Source organism: Mobilicoccus caccae, from assembly GCF_030161635.1.
Taxonomy (GTDB): domain Bacteria; phylum Actinomycetota; class Actinomycetes; order Actinomycetales; family Dermatophilaceae; genus Mobilicoccus; species Mobilicoccus caccae.
On sequence record NZ_BSUO01000001.1, the window covers coordinates 1,313,994 to 1,332,203 of the forward strand.

The window sequence follows — 18,210 nt, forward strand, 5'->3', positions numbered from 1 at the left end:
CGTGGAGGTGACCGGCAGGCTCGCTCCGGCCGACGCCGGTGAGCAGGTGCGCGCCGTCCTCACGACCCGCTCGACGCCCACCGTGGTCACCGGCCCCGGGTGGCTCGTCGCCGCCGCCGACCGGGCCCGGGCCGCGATGCGCGAGGCCGTGGGCGGGCTGCCCGAGGACCCGAAGGGCCTGGTCCCGGGCATGGTCATCGGCGACCGGGACGGCCTGCCCGAGGACCTGGCCGACGCCATGACCGCCACCGGGATGTCCCACCTGACCGCCGTGTCCGGCACCAACTGCTCCCTGGTCGGCGCCGCGGTGCTCTGGGTGTGCGCCGGGCTCGGCGTGCCACGACGATGGCGTCCCCTCGCCGGTGGGCTCGCCCTGGCCGGGTTCGTCGTCCTCGTGCGACCGGACCCGAGCGTGATCCGAGCGGCGGTCATGGGCGGGATCGGCCTGCTGGGGATCCTCCGCTCACGCAGGTCGCTCGGAATGCCCGCCCTCGCGGGTGCGGTGCTGATCCTCCTCGCGATCGACCCGTGGCTCGCCCGCTCGTACGGGTTCGCCCTGTCGGTGCTCGCCACCGTCGGTCTGCTGGTGTTCGCCCGACCGTGGGCCGACGCCCTCCGCCGCCGTGTCCCTCGGCCGGGGTTCGCCGCCGAAGCCCTGGCGATCCCCCTGGCGGCACAGGTGACGTGCGCTCCCGTGGTCGTGTTGCTCCAGGGGAGATCAGCATCGTCGGGGTCCTCGCCAACGCGCTCGCCGCGCCGCTGGTGGTGCCGGTGACCGTGGTCGGCACCCTCGTGGCCGTCCTCGGCGTGGCGTGGCCGGCCGCCGCCGGGCTCGTGGCGTGGGTGGCGGCGATCCCCGCGTGGGGTGTGGCGCTCGTGGCGCGGTGGGCCGAACGTGCCCCGCTGCGGGCGATCCCGTGGCCGGACACCGCCGTGGGGGCCTTCTCCCTGGCCCTGCTCACCCTTGCCGTCGTGATGTGCGGTCCGGCACTGTGCCGCGCGTGCGGACGCCGCCCCCGCGCCGCGATGCTCGTCGTCCTCCTGCTCGTGGCCGCGATCCTCCCGGCCTCCTGTGTGCGCATGCGCACCGGATTCCCCGGTCCCGACCCCGCCATCGTCATGTGCGACATCGGGCAGGGCGACGCCATCGTCCTCATGTCGGGACCGGGGCGGGCGGTGGTGGTCGACACCGGTCCCGATCCCGACCTGCTCGACCGATGCCTCGACTTTCTGCGGATCTCGGTGGTCGACGCCGTCGTCCTCACGCACTTCGACACCGACCATTCCGGAGGCCTGAGCGGCGTGGACCGGGGACGCGAGGTCGGCGACCTCGTCGTCTCGGTCGCCTCGCTGGCCGAGGTGCCGCCGCAGGTCCGACGGTGGTGGACCGAGCACGGACGCCCCGTCCACTCCGGGATCCGCGGTGACCGCTTCACCTGGGGGCGCGTCTCCGCCCTCGTGCGGTGGCCCCGTTCGGCGACGGCACCCTCGCCGAACGCCGGCTCGCTCGTCCTCGACGTCACCGTCGCAGGTGCCACGACCCCGCAGGACGACATCCGGGCTCTGCTCCTGGCGGACATCGACGAGGAGGCCGGGGCGGCCGTGCGCACCGATCTGCGGGCCCACCCCGCCGCCGCCGATCCGACACGCAGCGACCCGTTCGACATCGTCAAGGTGGCCCACCACGGATCCGCCGATCACGACCCGAAGCTGCTGACGACGGTGCTCGCGCCGGTCGCCCTGGTCAGCGTGGGTGCGGACAACACCTACGGTCATCCGGCTCCGAGCCTGCTGGGGTCGGTCGGCAAGGCCGGGTCGGTGCTCTACCGCACCGACCGCGACGGGGCCGTCGCCGTGCGCAAGGACGGGGGACAGGTGCTGGTCCTGCGGCAGAATCGGGCGGGCTGACCAACGACCCCGCGTGGGAGGGGGTCGAGGGTCAGACCGAGGAGAGGGGTGCTGCAACCGCTTGGCGCTGTCGCACAGGGCGTCGAGCGTGGCCTTGACCGCCGGGACGCGTTCGAGGTCGGGGGTGGTCACGGCGTGCACCGTGCGGTTCGACGGCTGCTCGAGAGACCGGATCACGACGTCGGGGTTGGTGATGGCGGCGAGGATGAGGTCGGGGATGAGGGCGACGCCGAGCCCGGCGGCGACGAAGCCCTGGACCGCCACGTAGTCCTCGGTCTCATACCCCACCGTCGGTCGGAACCCCGCGGCGTCCGCCAGGGACAACAGGTGTCCGCGGCATCGGGGACAGCCGGCGATCCACGTGTCCGCGGCCAGCTCCTCCAGCGGCACGACCTCGGCGTCGGCCAGCCGGTGCCCTGGGGGAGGGCGACGCGGACCGGGTCCTCCAGCAGGGGGTAGGTCGTCAGACCGTCGAGGTCCTCACCTCGGGCGACGTCGGTGCCCGCGTAGGCGAAGGCGACCGCGAGGTCGCACTCTCCGTCGCGCAGCGCCGCCAGCGACTCCGGCGGTTCGGCCTCGGTGAAGGTGACCTTGACGTCGGGATGCTGCTGCTGCATCTGGGCCAGGGCCCTCGGCAGCAGGGTGCTCGAGGAGGACGGGAACGCCATGAGGCGGACCCGCCCCGCACGCAGTCCGGCGATGGCGGCGACCTCGTCCTCGGCCTGGTCCAGCGCCGTGAGGACCGGGGTGGCGTGCCGGGCCAGGACGGCACCCGCCTCGGTCAGGCGGATCGAGCGGCCGACACGCTCGACGAGGACCGTGCCGAGCCGCTGTTCGAGCCGGCGGACCATCTGGGAGATCGCCGGTTGGGAGTATCCGAGCGCCGTGGCGGCCCCGGTGAAGCTGCCCTCGTCGGCGATCGCCTTCATGACCCGTAGGCCGGCAGCGTCGATCATGTGGCCAAGGGTAGGCGGTCGCCGGGGATTCGGCGGACGCCTTCGGCCAGGACGAGGACCTGTGTCCTCGGCGCGGGCCGGCTCACACGCTGCGGATGATGGCCGTCACCTTGCCGAGGATGGTGGCCTCGTCGCCGTCGATGGGGTCGTAGCTGGGGTTGTGGGGGAGCAGCCACACATGCCCGTCGCGACGCTTGAAGGTCTTGACCGTGGCCTCGTCGTCGATCATGGCGGCCACGATGTCGCCGTTCTCGGCCGACGGCTGGGAGCGCACGGTGACCCAGTCGCCGTCGCAGATGGCGGCGTCGATCATCGAGTCGCCGACGACCTTGAGCATGAACAGCCGCCCGTCACCCACGATCTCCTTGGGCAGGGGGTAGATGTCCTCGACCATCTCCTCGGCCATGATCGGCACACCCGCCGCGATGCGTCCGAGCATCGGCACGTAGGCCGGCTCGGGACGCGCGGCGCGGGTGTCGCTGTCGTCGTGCCCGGCGACGATCGCCTGAGCGATGGCGGCCGCGTCGGCACCGGGTGGGGGAGCGACGATCTCGAGGGCACGCGGGCGGTTGGGGTCTTTGCGCAGGTAGCCCTTGCGCTCCAGTGCCGAGAGCTGGTGGGCGACGCTGCTGGGGCTGGTGAGCCCGACGGCCTCACCGATCTCGCGCAGGCTGGGCGGGTACCCCCGCGAGCCGACCGAGACCCGGATGAAGTCGAGCACCTTGCGCTGCCGCGGCGTGAGCCCCGGGGTGTCGCGATGGCGGATGGTTCGGACCTTGTCCACGTGGCGTCCTCTCTGGCGCGAGGCCATGGATTCGTCGGTTCCCACCACCCGCCGGACCGTGTTCGTGCTGGTCGAAGGGTTGTCGGTGGGCACTGCTCAACTGCATGCATGAGCATCCTACGGTTCATCGCACACGTGTTTCAAACACATGTGCGACAAGTGTGGACAGCGTGTCGGGTTTGCTCGATAATCGTACGAGAGTTCGATGTACGTCTGCTCGGACGAGTGGTGCGTGCGTCGACGTTCGGACGGCCGGTCGATCCGGCGCAGACGGGTTCGGTGTCCGGAGTCGAACGCAGGTCGCAGGTGCGGCCGGTCGGCCCGGTACGGGCGAGAACAGGTATCCGAAGGAGAGTCCGATGACGGTTCAGGCATGGAGTCCCGATCACCAGGCGGGGGCGATGTTCGCTCCCGCACCCGAGGGTTCCGCACCCCAGGGCCCCGCACTGCGGGTGGTCCGTGACGACGAGGTGCACCTCGCCTCCCGGTTGCGCCTCACCGCCCGCGGGCGGCTCGCCTGCACGCTCCTGGCCTTCGGGCTGATGAGCCTCGTGGTGCTCATGATGTGGGCCCGGCTCACGGCGCCGGTGCTCCCGGCGACGCATGCCGTCACGGTCGAGTCGGGTCAGACCCTCAGTCAGATCGCCGCGCAGGAGCTGCCGATGGTGCCGCTGGAGGCGGCGGTCGTGCGCATCCAGCTCGCCAACGGGCTCAACAGCTCGGCCGTCGTGACCGGCCAGGCCCTGGTCATCCCCGGCTCCGACTGAGGTCGCGCGGACTCCGGCCGAGGCGACGCGCCGGCCGGGGTGTGCATGACGCCTCGGAGGTGCGTGTCGGTCGAGTCTGAGGGCCGGTCCGTCATGGTTCGTCATGGTCCGTCATGGTCAATTCTTGGTCAGGTCGAGGCCCCGCGGCGGTCGTCCCGGCGTGTCGCCAGAAGGGTCCGAGTAGGCTGCCGCAGGCGCCTGTGGGCCGGGGATCGAGGGTCCTCCCTGCGGGTGTCCGGCAGCTTCTTCGGGGCCCTGGGCTCCCGATGAACGCCTCGCCACGAGCCCGACGCGCCGTGGCTTGTCTCCCGGCCCTTCGAGGCCTACGATCCTAGATGTAGTAGTTGCACCGATGTGGTTCGACTACATGTAGGGGTTCAGGGGTAGGGTCCCTCGCAGACCGACCGGTGCAGCACCGGTGGGATCGGGCCCACATCGAAAGGGAGGGAGTCGCAGTGCACTGTCCGTTCTGTCGCAACACCGACAGTCGCGTCGTCGACAGCCGTCTCGTCGACGACGGCCTGGTGATCCGCCGACGTCGGCTGTGCCCCGAGTGCGGTCGTCGCTTCACCACGACCGAGTCCTCGAGCCTCACCGTCATCAAGCGCTCCGGAGTCACCGAACCGTTCAGCCGCACCAAGGTCCTCGTGGGCGTGCGCAAGGCCTGCCAGGGACGCCCGGTCGACGAGGACGCCCTCGCGCTGCTGGCCCAGCAGGTCGAAGAAGCGGTGCGCAGCACGGGTCAGGCCGAGATCGACGCCCACGAGGTCGGACTCGCGGTCCTGGCGCCCCTGCGCGCGCTGGACGAGGTGGCCTACCTCAGGTTCGCCAGCGTCTACCAGAATTTCGAGACCCTCGAGGACTTCGAGGCGGCCATCGCCCTGTTGCGCCTCGACGAACCCACAGCGGCTCCCCCAGGGGAGCCCTCACTCGCGCGGACGACCGACTGAGCCCTCACGCGGCGCGCCGGGAGCCCGACGGCCCCGACCGCACCCGGACAGCTCGTCACGTCCTCACCCCACTGACCGTCCTCACCCCCTGACCACAGACCATTCACGACCCCCCTGAACTCGAATCTCGCCGTAGGAGCAGACATGACGGAGACCACGGGCGCACGGACCTCATCCCGTAAGCGCGCACCCAAGGGCATCACGGTGGAGCGCATCTTCACCAAGCCCGGTGTCCACCCCTACGAGGAGGTGACGTGGGAGCAGCGTGACGTCGTCCAGCAGAACTGGAAGACGGGCGAGACGATCTTCGAGCAGCGGGGCGTCGAGTTCCCCGACTTCTGGAGCGTCAACGCCTCCACGATCGTCACGACCAAGTACTTCCGCGGCGCCCTCGGCACCGACAAGCGGGAGCGTTCCCTCAAGGCCCTCATCGACCGCGTCGTGCTCACCTACGTCGCGGCCGGCAAGCGTCACGGGTACTTCGCCCGCGACGAGGACGCCGAGATCTTCGAGCACGAGCTCACCCACGCCCTGCTCCACCAGGTGTTCAGCTTCAACTCCCCGGTGTGGTTCAACGTCGGTACCGCCAGCCCGCAGCAGGTCAGCGCCTGCTTCATCCTCGCGGTCGACGACTCGATGGACTCGATCCTCAACTGGTACAAGGAGGAGGGGTTCATCTTCAAGGGCGGCTCGGGTGCCGGCCTCAACCTCTCGCGCATCCGGTCCTCCAAGGAGCTGCTGTCCTCTGGTGGTACCGCCTCGGGCCCCGTCTCGTTCATGCGCGGCGCCGACGCCTCGGCCGGCACCATCAAGTCCGGTGGCGCCACGCGCCGCGCGGCCAAGATGGTCGTCCTCGACGTCGACCACCCCGACATCGAGGAGTTCGTCGAGACCAAGGCGCGCGAGGAGGACAAGATCCGCGCCCTGCGCGACGCCGGGTTCGACATGGACCTCGGCGGCAAGGACATCGTCTCGGTCCAGTACCAGAACGCGAACAACTCCGTCCGGGTCTCGGACGAGTTCATGCGCGCGGTCGAGGACGGGACCTCCTTCGGGCTGCGGGCGCGGATGACCGGTGACGTCATCGACGAGGTCGACGCGCGTGAACTCTTCGGCAAGATCGCCAAGGCGGCGTGGGAGTGCGCCGACCCCGGTCTGCAGTACGACGACACGATCAACGACTGGCACACCAACCCCGAGACGGGCCGCATCACGGCGAGCAACCCCTGCTCGGAGTACATGAGCCTGGACAACTCCTCCTGCAACCTCGCCTCGCTCAACCTGCTCAAGTTCCTCAAGGACGACGGCACGTTCGACGCGGTGACGTTCCAGAAGGTCAGCGAGCTGGTCATCACCGCGATGGACATCTCGATCTGCTTCGCGGACTTCCCGACCGAGTCCATCGGCGAGACCACGCGTGACTACCGCCAGCTCGGCATCGGCTACGCCAACCTCGGCGCGCTGCTCATGGCCACCGGTCACGGGTACGACTCCGACGGTGGCCGCAGCCTGGCCGCGACGATCACCTCGCTGCTCACGGCGTCGGCCTACAAGCGGTCCGCCGAGCTGGCCGGTGTGGTCGGCCCGTACGAGGGCTTCGCCCGCAACGCCGCCGCGCACCAGCGGGTCATGCGCAAGCACCAGGCCGCCAACGACGCCGTGCGCACCCTGCACGAGATGGACTCCTCCATCCACCGCGCCGCCACCAAGGCGTGGGAGGACGTCGTCACCGTCGGCGCCGAGAACGGCTTCCGCAACGCGCAGGCCTCCGTCCTCGCGCCGACCGGCACGATCGGCTTCATGATGGACTGCGACACCACCGGCATCGAGCCGGACTTCTCGCTGGTCAAGTTCAAGAAGCTCGTCGGTGGCGGGTCGATGCAGATCGTCAACCTCACGATCCCGCGGGCCCTCGCCAAGATGGGGTACCAGGAGGAGCAGATCGAGGCGATCGTCGAGTACATCGCCGAGCACGGGCACGTCGTCGACGCGCCGGGTCTGAAGACCGAGCACTACGAGGTCTTCGACTGCGCGATGGGTGAGCGTGCGATCTCCCCGATGGGGCACGTGCGCATGATGGCCGCCTGCCAGCCGTTCCTCTCCGGAGCGATCAGCAAGACGGTCAACCTGCCCGAGACGGCCACGGAGGAGGAGATCGCCGAGGTCTACATGCAGGGCTGGAAGCTCGGCCTCAAGGCCCTGGCCGTGTACCGCGACAACTGCAAGGTCGGCCAGCCGCTGTCCACGGACAAGAAGAAGCAGGCCGAGGCCATCGCCGAGGAGATCGTCGAGAAGGTCGTCGAGTACCGCCCGGTGCGCAAGCGTCTGCCCAAGCGCCGCAGCTCGGTGACGACGTCGTTCACGGTCGGGGGAGCCGAGGGCTACCTCACCGCCAGCTCCTACCCCGACGAGGGCCTGGGCGAGATCTTCCTCAAGTTCGGCAAGCAGGGCTCGACCCTCGCCGGCCTCATGGACGCGTTCTCCCTGGCCGTGTCGGTGGCGCTGCAGTACGGCGTCCCGCTGGAGACCTACGTCGACAAGTTCACCAACCTGCGGTTCGAGCCGGCGGGACTCACGGACGACCCCGACGTGCGCATGGCGCAGTCGATCATGGACTACGTCTTCCGTCGCCTCGCGCTGGACTACCTCGACTTCGAGACCCGCTCGTTCATGGGGATCCACACCGCCGACGAGCGCGCGCGCCAGCTCGAGACGGGCTCCTACGCCCCGGCCACGGCCGAGGACGAGGACGAGGAGTACGAGGACTACGAGGAGGAGATCAAGAACTACTCGCAGTCCGCCGCTCCCAAGAGCACCCACTCCGGGAGCGAGACGGCGCGTCGCGTCGAGGTGAGCTCGGGCAGCGGGGCCGCCTCGGTCAAGGCCGTCGACCCCGAGGTCCACTCCTCGGCCGAACTCATGGAGAAGTTCCAGGGCAAGGCCGCCGACGCCCCGATGTGCATGACCTGCGGCACGAAGATGCGCCCCGCCGGCAGCTGCTACGTGTGCGAGGGCTGCGGCTCCACCAGCGGCTGCAGCTGATCACGACGGTCGCTGCACGGCGGTGCACCGACTGCCCGGTCCGGATTCCGGACCGGGCAGTCGGTTTTTCCGGAATCGGTTGTCGGGCGGTGAGGCCTGGGCCACACTGCGGACATGTCTGACACCACAGAACTCACCGAGCAGGAGCGCGACGCCGACCTGTCCGCGGAACAACTCCAGCAGCTCGTCGGCCTCGTCGAGTACGACGCCGAGAAGGACCCGTTCCCCGTCACCGGGTGGGACGCCATCGTGTTCGTCGTGGGCAACGCCACCCAGGCCGCCCGCTACTACATGTCCGCCTGGGGCATGGTGCTCGAGGCGTACTCCGGCCCCGAGAACGGCAACCGCGACCACAAGGCCTTCGTGCTGCGGTCCGGCTCCATCCGCTTCGTCATCAAGGGCGGCGTCGACCCCGACAGCCCCCTGCTGGACCACCAGCGCCGCCACGGCGACGGCGTCGTCGACATCTCTCTCGAGGTGCCCGACGTCGACCGCTGCATCGCCCAGGCCAAGAAGGCCGGCGCCACCGTCGTCGAGGAGCCCCACGACATCTCCGACGAGCACGGCACCGTGCGCCTGGCCTCGATCGCCACCTACGGCGAGACCCGCCACACGATCGTCGACCGCTCCAAGTATGACGGCCCCTACCTGCCCGGCTACGTCGCACGCACCTCCACGTTCACCAAGCGTGAGGGCGCGCCCAAGCGCATCTTCCAGGCCCTGGACCACATCGTCGGCAACGTCGAGATGGGCAAGATGGACGAGTGGGTCGCGTTCTACAACCGCGTCATGGGCTTCGTGAACATGGCCGAGTTCATCGGCGACGACATCGCCACCGACTACTCGGCGCTCATGAGCAAGGTCGTCGCCAACGGCAACCACCGGGTCAAGTTCCCCCTCAACGAGCCGGCCGCAGGCAAGAAGAAGTCGCAGATCGACGAGTACCTCGACTTCTACCGCGGCCCCGGCGCCCAGCACCTCGCGCTGGCCACCAACGACATCCTGCGCACCGTCGACGAACTGCGCAAGGAAGGCGTGGAGTTCCTCGCGACCCCGGACTCCTACTACGAGGACCCGGAGCTGCGGGCTCGCATCGGTGAGGTGCGCGTCCCCATCGAAGAGCTGAAGTCCCGTGGCATCCTCGTCGACCGTGACGAGGACGGCTACCTGCTGCAGATCTTCACCCGGCCTCTGGGCGACCGGCCGACGGTGTTCTTCGAGCTCATCGAGCGCCACGGTTCGCTCGGCTTCGGCAAGGGCAACTTCAAGGCCCTGTTCGTCGCCCTCGAGCGCGAGCAGGACATCCGCGGCAACCTCTGAGGCCGACTCGACGCCGGCCGACTCGACGCCAGACGCAAACGGCGCCGGCTCACCCCTCGCAGGGTGAGCCGGCGCCGTTCTGGTAAGGAGCGAGCCGCGGTCAGTACGCGCCGTTGCTGGTGACGACGGCCTTGAACGTGCGGAAGAGGATCTGCAGGTCGACGATGGGCGACCAGTTGTCCACGTACCGCAGGTCGAGGCGGATCGACTGCTCCCAGTCGAGGTCGCTGCGACCGCTGATCTGCCACAGCCCCGTCATGCCCGGGCGGACGTGCAGGCGACGCATGGCGTCGGGCTCGTACTGCTCGACCTCGGCCTGGCTCTGCGGGCGGGGCCCGACGAGCGACATGTTGCCGATGAGGACGTTGAACAACTGGGGCAACTCGTCGAGGGAGAACCGACGCAGGAAGGTGCCGATCGGCGTGATGCGCGGGTCCTTCTTCATCTTGAACTGGACCGTGTTGCCCTCGTTGTACTGCATGAGGGCAGCCAGCTGCTTCTCGGCGTCGACGACCATCGTGCGGAACTTGTAGATGGTGAAGAACTCACCGCCCACACCGACGCGCTTCTGGCGGAAGAGCACCGGCCCGGGGGAGGTGAACTTGATGGCCAACGCGATACCGATGAACACCGGCGAGAGCATGAGCACGAGGGCCGCCGCGAGCGTGCGGTCCATGAGGCTCTTGAGCACCACCGAGCGACGCGTGGCCGCCGGGCGCTCGATGTGCAGCAGCGACATGTCGGTGGACTGACGCAATGACAGTCGCGGACCGGCGACATCGAGCAGACCGGTGGAGACGACGAGTTCGACGCCACGCTCCTCCAACGCCCAGGCCAGACGCCGCAGTCCCTTGCCCGCGAGTTCGGGGTGGGAGGTGACGGCCACGACCTCGGCATCGACCAGGTCGACGGCGGAGATCGCGTCGAGGGCTGTACCCATGACCGGGACACCCTCGATGGACGACGTCGTGTTCCAGTCGCTGTCGAGACCCGAGGTGCACACCGCCACCACGTCGAGGCCCTGGTCGGGCGAGCGCTTGATGTTGCGGATGAGTTCGGCGGCCGCGTCGGCGCGACCGACGACGACGGTGCGCTGCATGAGCTGACCCTGGCGACGGTGCGCGTGCAGCCAGTGCCGCATGGCCCGCCGCACGAGCAACCCGAGCGCGAAGAGCATCACGACGAGCGTGATGACGTAGAGACGACTCCACTGCGCCTTGACGAAGAGGCCGCCGATGGCCAGCAGGCTCAGCAGGCCGAGGACGGCGCGACCGACCGCGCGGTACTCCTCCTCGGAGACGCCGAGGTAGCGGTGTTCGTAGGCGCGGGCCAGCCCGAGCACGAGAACCCACAGGAACGGCATCACCAGGCTGGCGACGACGTACGTGTTGTTGATGTCCTCGGAGCCGGGCCCGATGGCGAGCGCCAGCGCGACCGTGACGAAACCGGCCAAGAGATCGAAGCCGATGAGCCGGCCCAGGTACTTGTTGGACCAGGACCCGGCGCGACTCGCGACCGAGAAGATGTCGCCGTCGATGGACGGACCTTCGTATGCGGTGCTTCCCCTGGCACCTGCACCCGGTCTACCGCGACGCGCGGACGGCGCGAACGTCGGTGTGCCGGACGCGTTGCCCCCGTGGCTTCACGTTCGTGAATGGACAAGACAGCCCTCCGTGTCTGTGTTGCTGTCCGGCGCGATCAGATCGCCCCGGCCCCCGTTCCCCTGTATGTCCGTCATCGGTGTCAGGTATGCGAGCGGTGTACATCGTTCGCGCCGGATGAATCCGACCACGAAGACATGCGCTCGGCACACAGACGCCCGACTTGGACGATGGTCCCACTGTAGTGGCGAAGTCTCCCCAATTCCACCGTGGACGCGCCAGAATCGGATGTGGACGTCCGACCTCGAACCCCGCCCCACCCGGCACACTACTGCCAGTGGAGATCTCGTGCACAGACCTGGGCCGAGACTCTCACGTGCATCTCACTGAGGTTGTGTCGCCCGAACCATCACCGGCTAGGGTGAGGCGCTGTTTCTCACCCTTCATCGATGACCTTGGGGGAAAGGCCGATGACCGATTCCGTCACACCCGTCACGCCGACGCCGGAGGTCCGTGACCTCACCACCGCCCGGCAGGCCGGTCGGCCCGCACCGTCCTTCGAGGTGGTGCTGGTGACCTACCGCAGCCGCCCGCACGTCGAGGCGCTGGTGGATCGGTGGGGCGCCGAGGTGCCCGTGGCCCTGGTCGACAACGGGCGCGGCGTCGACGGTCTGGACGGGTGGGCCGAGGCGCATCCGCAGGTGAGGTACCTCGACGGTGGCGGGGTCGGGTTCGCCCGGGCCGCCAACCTCGGTGCCTTCTCCTCCGAGGCCGAGTTCGTCGTCTTCGTCAACCCCGACTCACGTCCCAGCGTCGAAGACCTACGGTCGCTCGTGGTCGGTCTGGCCGCCGACCCCGTCTCCGCCTCCCACGCGGCGACCGTGACCGGCCCGGACGGACAGGTCGAGATCGGCGTGGCCGGCTGGGAGCCCGACGTGCTGCGCACCGCGGCCTACGCGGTCGGTCTGCACAAGCGGTGGCCGACGATCGGGGTCTACGGCAAGCCGACGCTGGGGCAGCGGCTCGACGTCGACTGGACCACCGGCGCCTGCATGGCCGTCCGCACGGCGCAGTTCCGCCGCCTGGGTGGCTTCGACGAGTCGTTCTTCGTCTACTCCGAGGACATGTCCTTCGGCCGCCGCGCCCGGACCGCGGGCCTGCGCCAGGTGCTGCGCCACGACGTCGTGGTGGCCCACGGCGCCGGCTCCTCGGGAGCCCCGTCCGCCGAGATGATGCGCCTCAAGGGCGCCTCGTTCACCAACTACGTGCACCGGTACCACCCGGGCGCCGCGGCCACGGTGATGTCCGGGACGCTCGCCGCGGGGTACCTCGCGCGGTCGGTCCGTGGACGACTGCGGGGAGATGAGATGGGACCGCTGTTCTGGGCCCAGGCCAAGGGGCTGCTGAGCGGACGCGCCTTCGTCGGCGGCGCCGAGGTCGCCCACCGGCGACTCTGCGAGACCGCCGCTGACCGGGTCGGCGCCACGGCCGATGCCGACCCGCGCCCGGTCCTGCTCGTCACCAAGGAGTTCGGCGAGCCGGCCACCTCCGGAGGCATGCTGCGCACGCTGGCCCTCGCCAAGTGGATCGCGGCCCGCGCGAACGTCGTCGTCGTCTCGCCCAAGGGCGTGACCGGGGTGCGCCGCCTGGAATCGGGGCAGATCGTCCTCGAGCCGCTGCGGTCGGCCTCGCGGTCCTCCCGGGTGGCGGATGCGCTCACCTTTCCCCGGTACCGCTCGCTCGGGGCGCCGAGGACCAGCGGTGCGGCCTTGATCGATGGGGTGAGCGCGACGCTGCGCGACCTCGGCCCCTTCCGCGCCGCGGTGGTCGACCACACCAACCTCTTCGGGGTCACGCAGATGCTGCCGCCGGACCTGCCGGTGGTGCTGAGTACCCACAACGTGGAGTCCGACCTCATGCGTCAGCGGGCGCAGTCCGAGGAGGGCGCGACCAAGATCGCCGCCCACGTCGAGTCGGCGCTGCTCCGCCTGTTGGAGCGCACCGTCGGTACGCGTCACCCGAACGTCGTGTGCACCGAACACGACGGTCGCATCGCCCTCGAGGACGGGGCCCCGGCCGTCGCCGTCGCCCGCAACGGCGTGACGCCCCCGGCCGCCTCCGACCGGGAGCGGGCGCTCGCCGCCAACCCGCACGGCACCGAACTGCTCTTCACCGGGGCGCTCGACTGGCGCCCGAACATCAACGGCATCCTGTGGCTCGTCGAGAGCCGGGAGTGGGCCGACCTCGCCCGCCGCCGTCCCGAGCTGGTGCTCACGGTGGCCGGGCGCAACCCCTCTCCGGAGTTCCGCGCGCGTCTCGAGGCGGCCCCCGGCGTGCGGGTCGAGGCGGACGTGCCGAGCATGACGCCGCTCCTGGAGCGTGCGCGGCTCGGCGTCGCGCCCCTGCTCGAGGGCGGCGGGTCGCGGATCAAGCTGCTGGAGTACATCGCCCACGGGCTGCCGTCGGTCTCGACGGTCGTCGGGGCCTCCGGTCTCGACGGGTTGCCCGAGGGGGCCATCCTCCAGACTCCGGAGGACCGGGACGCCTTCTGCGCGGCGATCGAGCAGGCCCTGGATTCGGGACCGGCAACGCTGCCCGCCGATCCGGTGGAGGCGATGCTGGCCGTCTACGGCTGGGAGAACGCCCTGCGGCCGGTGGCCGACGTGCTCCCCGTCTGAGCCGTCGCAGGCTTCGGCAGGGGCCGGCAGGGGGCGGCCGAGTCGAAAAGCGCAGGGGCGCAGTGGGATCACACGACACCGCATCTCGCAGTATGGACATTGCGCTACCACATATCGAGACGCGAGGCCGGGTGGCGAAAATAGTCACCCCCACCTGCAGGGCCGCCACCTGGCCGCGATGTTCTTGCAGCGGTAACGAATTGGTCACGGTCGGTCGACCAGTCGACTCCTACACGACAGGAAAAGGTGTAACGCTCCGGTCGGCGTGAGTCGCGGATTGCCTTGAGCCCCGACCCGGCAGGTCGATCTGTGGGGAGTCTCAACACCCCCTGCCGAAAGAACTCCGCCACATGAGTACGTTCGCGCCACGTCGCCCTGCCTCCATCCTGACCACCGTCGCCCTCGCCCTCTCGGCGACCGCGACCGCGGTCCTGGCCACGACCGACCCCGCTGCAGCCGCAGTCGGGGACACCTACCGCATGACCGTCGCACCGAACGCGTTCACCGCGTCCGACGGCACCCGTTGGGAGGCCCGCACGGGCTTCGACAAGGGTGATTTCAACCAGTCCTACACCTCCGGGAACATCACCGGCGCAAACGATTCGCGCCTGTACTACCCCGAGCTCGTCCGCTTCTCCTCCTGGTCCAAGCCGGTCGACAACGGCACCTACCGCGTCACGCTCAAGATGCGTGAGCAGTGGTGGACCCAGGCGGGTCAGCGGGTCTTCGACGTCACCGCCGAGGGCCGCGCGGCCCTGAGCGACGTCGACATCGTCAAGGCCGTGGGTCGGGGCGCGGCCTACGACCGCAGCTTCGACGTCACGGTCTCCGACGGTCGTCTCGACCTCGGGTTCCCCGCCAAGAAGGACTCCGCGCTGCTGTCGGCCCTGCAGATCACCCGCATCGCCGACCCGACGACCACGCCGACGCCCGAGCAGCCGGTCCAGGAGACCAAGCGCGTCGTGGCCCGGATGTCGGTCCAGCCGGTCGCCGTCAAGGACAGCATCGGCAACGTCTACGCCGCGCAGTCGGGCTTCTCCGGCGGTAAGTACCACCAGTCCTACGGCTCCGGTGCCACGATCAAGAACACCAAGGACACCGAGCTCTACCGCAGCGAGCAGGTCGGGATGACCGCCTGGACGCGGACTCTGCCCAACGGCACCTACGACGTCACGCTCAAGATGCGTGAGCAGTGGTGGACCAAGGCGGGTCAGCGGGTCTTCGACGTCCACGCCGAGGGCTCCCGTGTGCTCGGCGACGTCGACATCGTCAAGGCGGTGGGCAAGGACGCGGCCTACGACCGCACCTTCCGCACGCAGGTCAACGACGGCCGTCTGGACCTCAAGTGGACCGCGAAGGCGGACATCGGTCTGGTCTCGGCCATCGTCGTCAACCGGGTCGAGAACGCCCAGCCGGGCGACCCGACGCCCACGCCGACCACCCCGGCCCCGACGACGCCGGCGCCCACGCCGACGACCCCGGCTCCGACGCCGACCACGCCGGCCCCCACGACGCCGGCCCCCAAGCCGACGACGAACAGCCGGTACGGCAAGCTCAGTGGCATGCACTGGGACTCGGGCATGTACCCCATGAACCGCGCCGGTGAGGCCACCAAGTGGGAGCAGAGCCGCGGCCGCAAGATCGACGTCATCACGGTGTTCCCCAGCCGTGAGTCGTGGAACTCCATGCAAGGCACGTGGTTCATGGACAACGAGCGGATCCCCGCCGGGTACCAGGGCACGCTCGACGTCGGAGTTCCGCTGTGGCCGAACGACGGCAACCTCGCCACCGCCAAGGCCGGCGGGTACAACGCGCAGTGGGAGCGTCTGGCTCGCACGATCGCGGCCAAGTACCCCGACGCCTACATCCGACTCGGGTGGGAGATGAACCTGCCGGGTTGGAAGGCCGCCGCGTGGGCCAACCAGGCCGAGGACTGGAAGCAGGCCTACCGTCAGGCCGTCACCTCCATCCGCAAGGGTGGACCGAACCTGCGCATCGCGTGGGTCCCGAACGAGGGCGCCGGCCAGACCGGCACCAAGGACGCTCGGGTGTTCTACCCCGGTGACGCCTACGTCGACTACATCGGCATCGACGCCTACGACTGGTGGCCCGGTTACACCACCGACGCCAACATCGCGCGGCACCGTGACGGTGACTACGGCTGGAACTTCTGGCTGAACTTCGCCAAGGAGCGCGGCAAGAAGTTCGTCCTGCCCGAGTGGGGCATCGCTCCGGCCAACTCCGCCAGCGGCGGCGACAACCCGAAGTACATCAACTTCGTGTACGACTGGATGAACAAGAACCGCGACCACATCGGCTACGAGAGCTACTTCTCCGAGACGATGAGCTACATCCGCTCCGACCTGTTCACCGGGTACAACCCGAAGGCCAGCGCCGAGTACAAGCGCTGGATGGGTCTGCTCGGCCGTAGTTCCTGAGGTCGGGCTCGAAGGAGCCACAACCCCTGATCGGCCCCTGCCGTGAACCGTGCGACGGCCCGTCACCCCCTGCCAGGGTGGCGGGCCGTCGTCGTGTGCGCGTGCGAGTGACCCGGCTCGCTCGACACGGACCGGTCGACAGGGTCCGGTCGAAAGGGAGTCGGTCGAATTGGACACGGCGAGGTGTCCGCGGGATGAGGATGGAGGCACCGTCGAAGGACCGAAGGAGCTCCCGATGACCGCCGACCACGAGGACCCCCGCCTCGCCCTCAACCCCCACCCTCTCGTCCGCCTCTTGGGCAAGCCCGCGAGCGAGTTCACCCGCGACGACATCGTCACCGCGGTGGAGAAGCTGGGCATCCGGATGCTCAATCTGCGCTACGTCGCCGGGGACGGGCGGTTGAAGAAGTTGAACTTCGTCATCAACAGCCGTGAGCACCTGCTGTCGGTGCTGACGTTCGGCGAGCGAGTCGATGGGTCCAGCCTGTTCTCCTTCGTGTCGGCGCGCTCGAGCGATCTGTACGTGATCCCGCGCTACCGCACGGCGTTCGTCGACCCCTTCGCCTCGGAGCCGACTCTCGACCTGCTCTGCTCGTTCTACGACGGAGCCGGTGCGCCGCTGGATTCGGCTCCCGAGAACGTCCTGCGCAAGGCCGCGCGGTCGCTGGAGGAGCGGACCGGTGCGCGGCTGGAGGCGATGGGGGAGTTGGAGTACTACGTCTTCGCCGACGTCGACACGATCTATCCCATCGTGGAGCAGCGCGGGTACCACGAGTCGCATCCGTTCAGCAAGTGGGGTGCGATCCGCCACGAGGCGATGATGCGCCTGGCCGAGATGGGCGCCCAGATCAAGTACGGGCACGCCGAGGTGGGCAACATCATCCACGAGGGCCGCGAGATGGTGCAGGGCGAGATCGAGTTCCTCCCGGTCGGGCTGGAGGAGGCCGCCGACCAGGTGGTGCTGGCCAAGTGGGTGCTGCGCGAGGTGGCCTACCGGCACGGCCTCGAGGTGAGCTTCGCGCCCAAGATCGTCGTCGGGCACGCCGGCAGCGGGCTGCACGTGCACACCCGTCTCGTGCGCGACGGGCGCAACGCGTTCGTCGGCCGCGACGGGCTGAGCGAGGACGCGCGCAAGGTCATCGCCGGGTACCTCACCTGCGCGGCCTCGCTGACCGCGTTCGGCAACACGGTGCCCACCTCCTACCTGCGGCTCGTGCCGCACCAGGAGGCGCCGACGAGCATCTGCTGGGGAGACCGCAACCGGTCGGTCCTGGTCCGCGTGCCCCTCGGCTGGGGCGGTGTCGGCGAACGGATGCGCCTCGATGCGAACCCGGAGGAGCCCGCCGACCCGGCCACCGACGAGGACGTGACCCGCATGGATCCCCAGACGGTGGAGATCCGCAGCGGGGACGGCTCGGCGCAGGTGCATCTCTACCTCGCGGCGCTGGCCGTCGCCGCCCGGCACGGGCTGGAGGACCCGGGCGCGCTCACCACCGCCGAGCGTCTGTACGTCCAGATCGACGCGGGCGACGTCGCCGATCTCGAGCAGCTGCCCGCCTCGTGCGCCGAATCGGGCCGCGCTCTGCTGGCCGCGCGGGCGATCTACGAGGAGGACGACGTGTTCCCGCCGGGGCTGATCGACTCGGTGGCCGCCGGACTCCAGGGGTACGCCGACGACGGCCTGAGCGAACGCCTCGAAGGCAATCTGGGCGAGCTGCGCGCGCTGGTGGAGAGGCACCTGCACGTCGGATGAGTGGCACCGGACA

At 69.6% G+C, this 18,210-nt stretch carries 10 protein-coding genes and 2 pseudogenes; 9 read left to right on the forward strand and 3 right to left on the reverse strand.

Translation table 11 applies throughout. The annotated features are described in order from the left end of the window. Positions 1-238: 238 nt before the first annotated feature. Positions 239-921: pseudogene (locus QQK49_RS06335) on the forward strand (ComEC/Rec2 family competence protein); the annotation flags it as partial. Positions 922-1,155: 234 nt separating this feature from the next. After that, the gene (locus QQK49_RS06340; RefSeq protein WP_284305838.1) at positions 1,156-1,908 is read left to right on the forward strand and encodes a ComEC/Rec2 family competence protein; all 753 of its coding nucleotides are present in this window, start codon (positions 1,156-1,158) and stop codon (positions 1,906-1,908) included. Positions 1,909-1,962: 54 nt separating this feature from the next. Here QQK49_RS06340 and QQK49_RS06345 read toward each other — a convergent pair. Together QQK49_RS06345 and lexA are read right to left on the reverse strand one after the other, a co-directional pair. Beyond that, positions 1,963-2,864: pseudogene (locus QQK49_RS06345) on the reverse strand (LysR family transcriptional regulator); the annotation flags it as partial. An 82-nt stretch (positions 2,865-2,946) separates the two neighbouring features. Next, positions 2,947-3,648, reverse strand: coding sequence for a transcriptional repressor LexA (lexA, locus tag QQK49_RS06350; protein ID WP_284303207.1), 702 nt, complete (start codon positions 3,646-3,648; stop codon positions 2,947-2,949). Positions 3,649-4,007: 359 nt separating this feature from the next. Between lexA and QQK49_RS06355 the strand changes: the two genes are divergently transcribed. The 4 genes from QQK49_RS06355 (at position 4,008) to hppD (ending at position 9,727) form a co-directional block, all read left to right on the forward strand. Further along, entirely contained in the window at positions 4,008-4,415 is a 408-nt protein-coding gene (locus tag QQK49_RS06355; protein ID WP_284303208.1) for a LysM peptidoglycan-binding domain-containing protein, read from the forward strand. A 455-nt stretch (positions 4,416-4,870) separates the two neighbouring features. Beyond that, positions 4,871-5,365: a transcriptional regulator NrdR gene (gene nrdR / locus QQK49_RS06360; RefSeq protein WP_284303209.1), complete on the forward strand. Its 495-nt coding sequence runs from the start codon at positions 4,871-4,873 to the stop codon at positions 5,363-5,365. 144 nt (positions 5,366-5,509) lie between these two features. Continuing rightward, entirely contained in the window at positions 5,510-8,407 is a 2,898-nt protein-coding gene (locus QQK49_RS06365) for a vitamin B12-dependent ribonucleotide reductase (RefSeq protein WP_284303210.1), read from the forward strand. A gap of 114 nt (positions 8,408-8,521) precedes the next feature. After that, complete coding sequence (gene hppD, locus QQK49_RS06370; RefSeq protein WP_284303211.1) at positions 8,522-9,727, forward strand: 4-hydroxyphenylpyruvate dioxygenase; 1,206 nt, start codon at positions 8,522-8,524, stop codon at positions 9,725-9,727. A 100-nt stretch (positions 9,728-9,827) separates the two neighbouring features. Here hppD and QQK49_RS06375 read toward each other — a convergent pair whose 3' ends face one another. Beyond that, positions 9,828-11,180: a sugar transferase gene (locus QQK49_RS06375; RefSeq protein ID WP_284303212.1), complete on the reverse strand. Its 1,353-nt coding sequence runs from the start codon at positions 11,178-11,180 to the stop codon at positions 9,828-9,830. 618 nt (positions 11,181-11,798) lie between these two features. On the opposite strand from QQK49_RS06375, the gene QQK49_RS06380 reads away from it, so the two are divergent. The 3 genes from QQK49_RS06380 (at position 11,799) to QQK49_RS06390 (ending at position 18,197) form a co-directional block, all read left to right on the forward strand. After that, complete coding sequence (locus QQK49_RS06380; protein ID WP_284303213.1) at positions 11,799-14,006, forward strand: glycosyltransferase; 2,208 nt, start codon at positions 11,799-11,801, stop codon at positions 14,004-14,006. A gap of 350 nt (positions 14,007-14,356) precedes the next feature. Next, positions 14,357-16,444, forward strand: coding sequence for a malectin domain-containing carbohydrate-binding protein (locus QQK49_RS06385; protein WP_284303214.1), 2,088 nt, complete (start codon positions 14,357-14,359; stop codon positions 16,442-16,444). 235 nt (positions 16,445-16,679) lie between these two features. Beyond that, on the forward strand, positions 16,680-18,197 hold the full coding sequence (locus QQK49_RS06390; protein WP_284303215.1) for a glutamine synthetase family protein: 1,518 nt from the start codon (positions 16,680-16,682) through the stop codon (positions 18,195-18,197). Positions 18,198-18,210: the final 13 nt, after the last annotated feature.

What these genes read in the sequence shown, in the direction of transcription:
- QQK49_RS06340 (WP_284305838.1), top strand. Translation starts at nt 1,156, where the DNA reads ATGTCGGGACCGGGGCGGGCGGTGGTGGTCGACACCGGTCCCGATCCC.
- QQK49_RS06355 (WP_284303208.1), top strand. Translation starts at nt 4,008, where the DNA reads ATGACGGTTCAGGCATGGAGTCCCGATCACCAGGCGGGGGCGATGTTC.
- QQK49_RS06365 (WP_284303210.1), top strand. Translation starts at nt 5,510, where the DNA reads ATGACGGAGACCACGGGCGCACGGACCTCATCCCGTAAGCGCGCACCC.
- hppD (WP_284303211.1), top strand. Translation starts at nt 8,522, where the DNA reads ATGTCTGACACCACAGAACTCACCGAGCAGGAGCGCGACGCCGACCTG.
- QQK49_RS06380 (WP_284303213.1), top strand. Translation starts at nt 11,799, where the DNA reads ATGACCGATTCCGTCACACCCGTCACGCCGACGCCGGAGGTCCGTGAC.
- QQK49_RS06385 (WP_284303214.1), top strand. Translation starts at nt 14,357, where the DNA reads ATGAGTACGTTCGCGCCACGTCGCCCTGCCTCCATCCTGACCACCGTC.
- QQK49_RS06390 (WP_284303215.1), top strand. Translation starts at nt 16,680, where the DNA reads ATGACCGCCGACCACGAGGACCCCCGCCTCGCCCTCAACCCCCACCCT.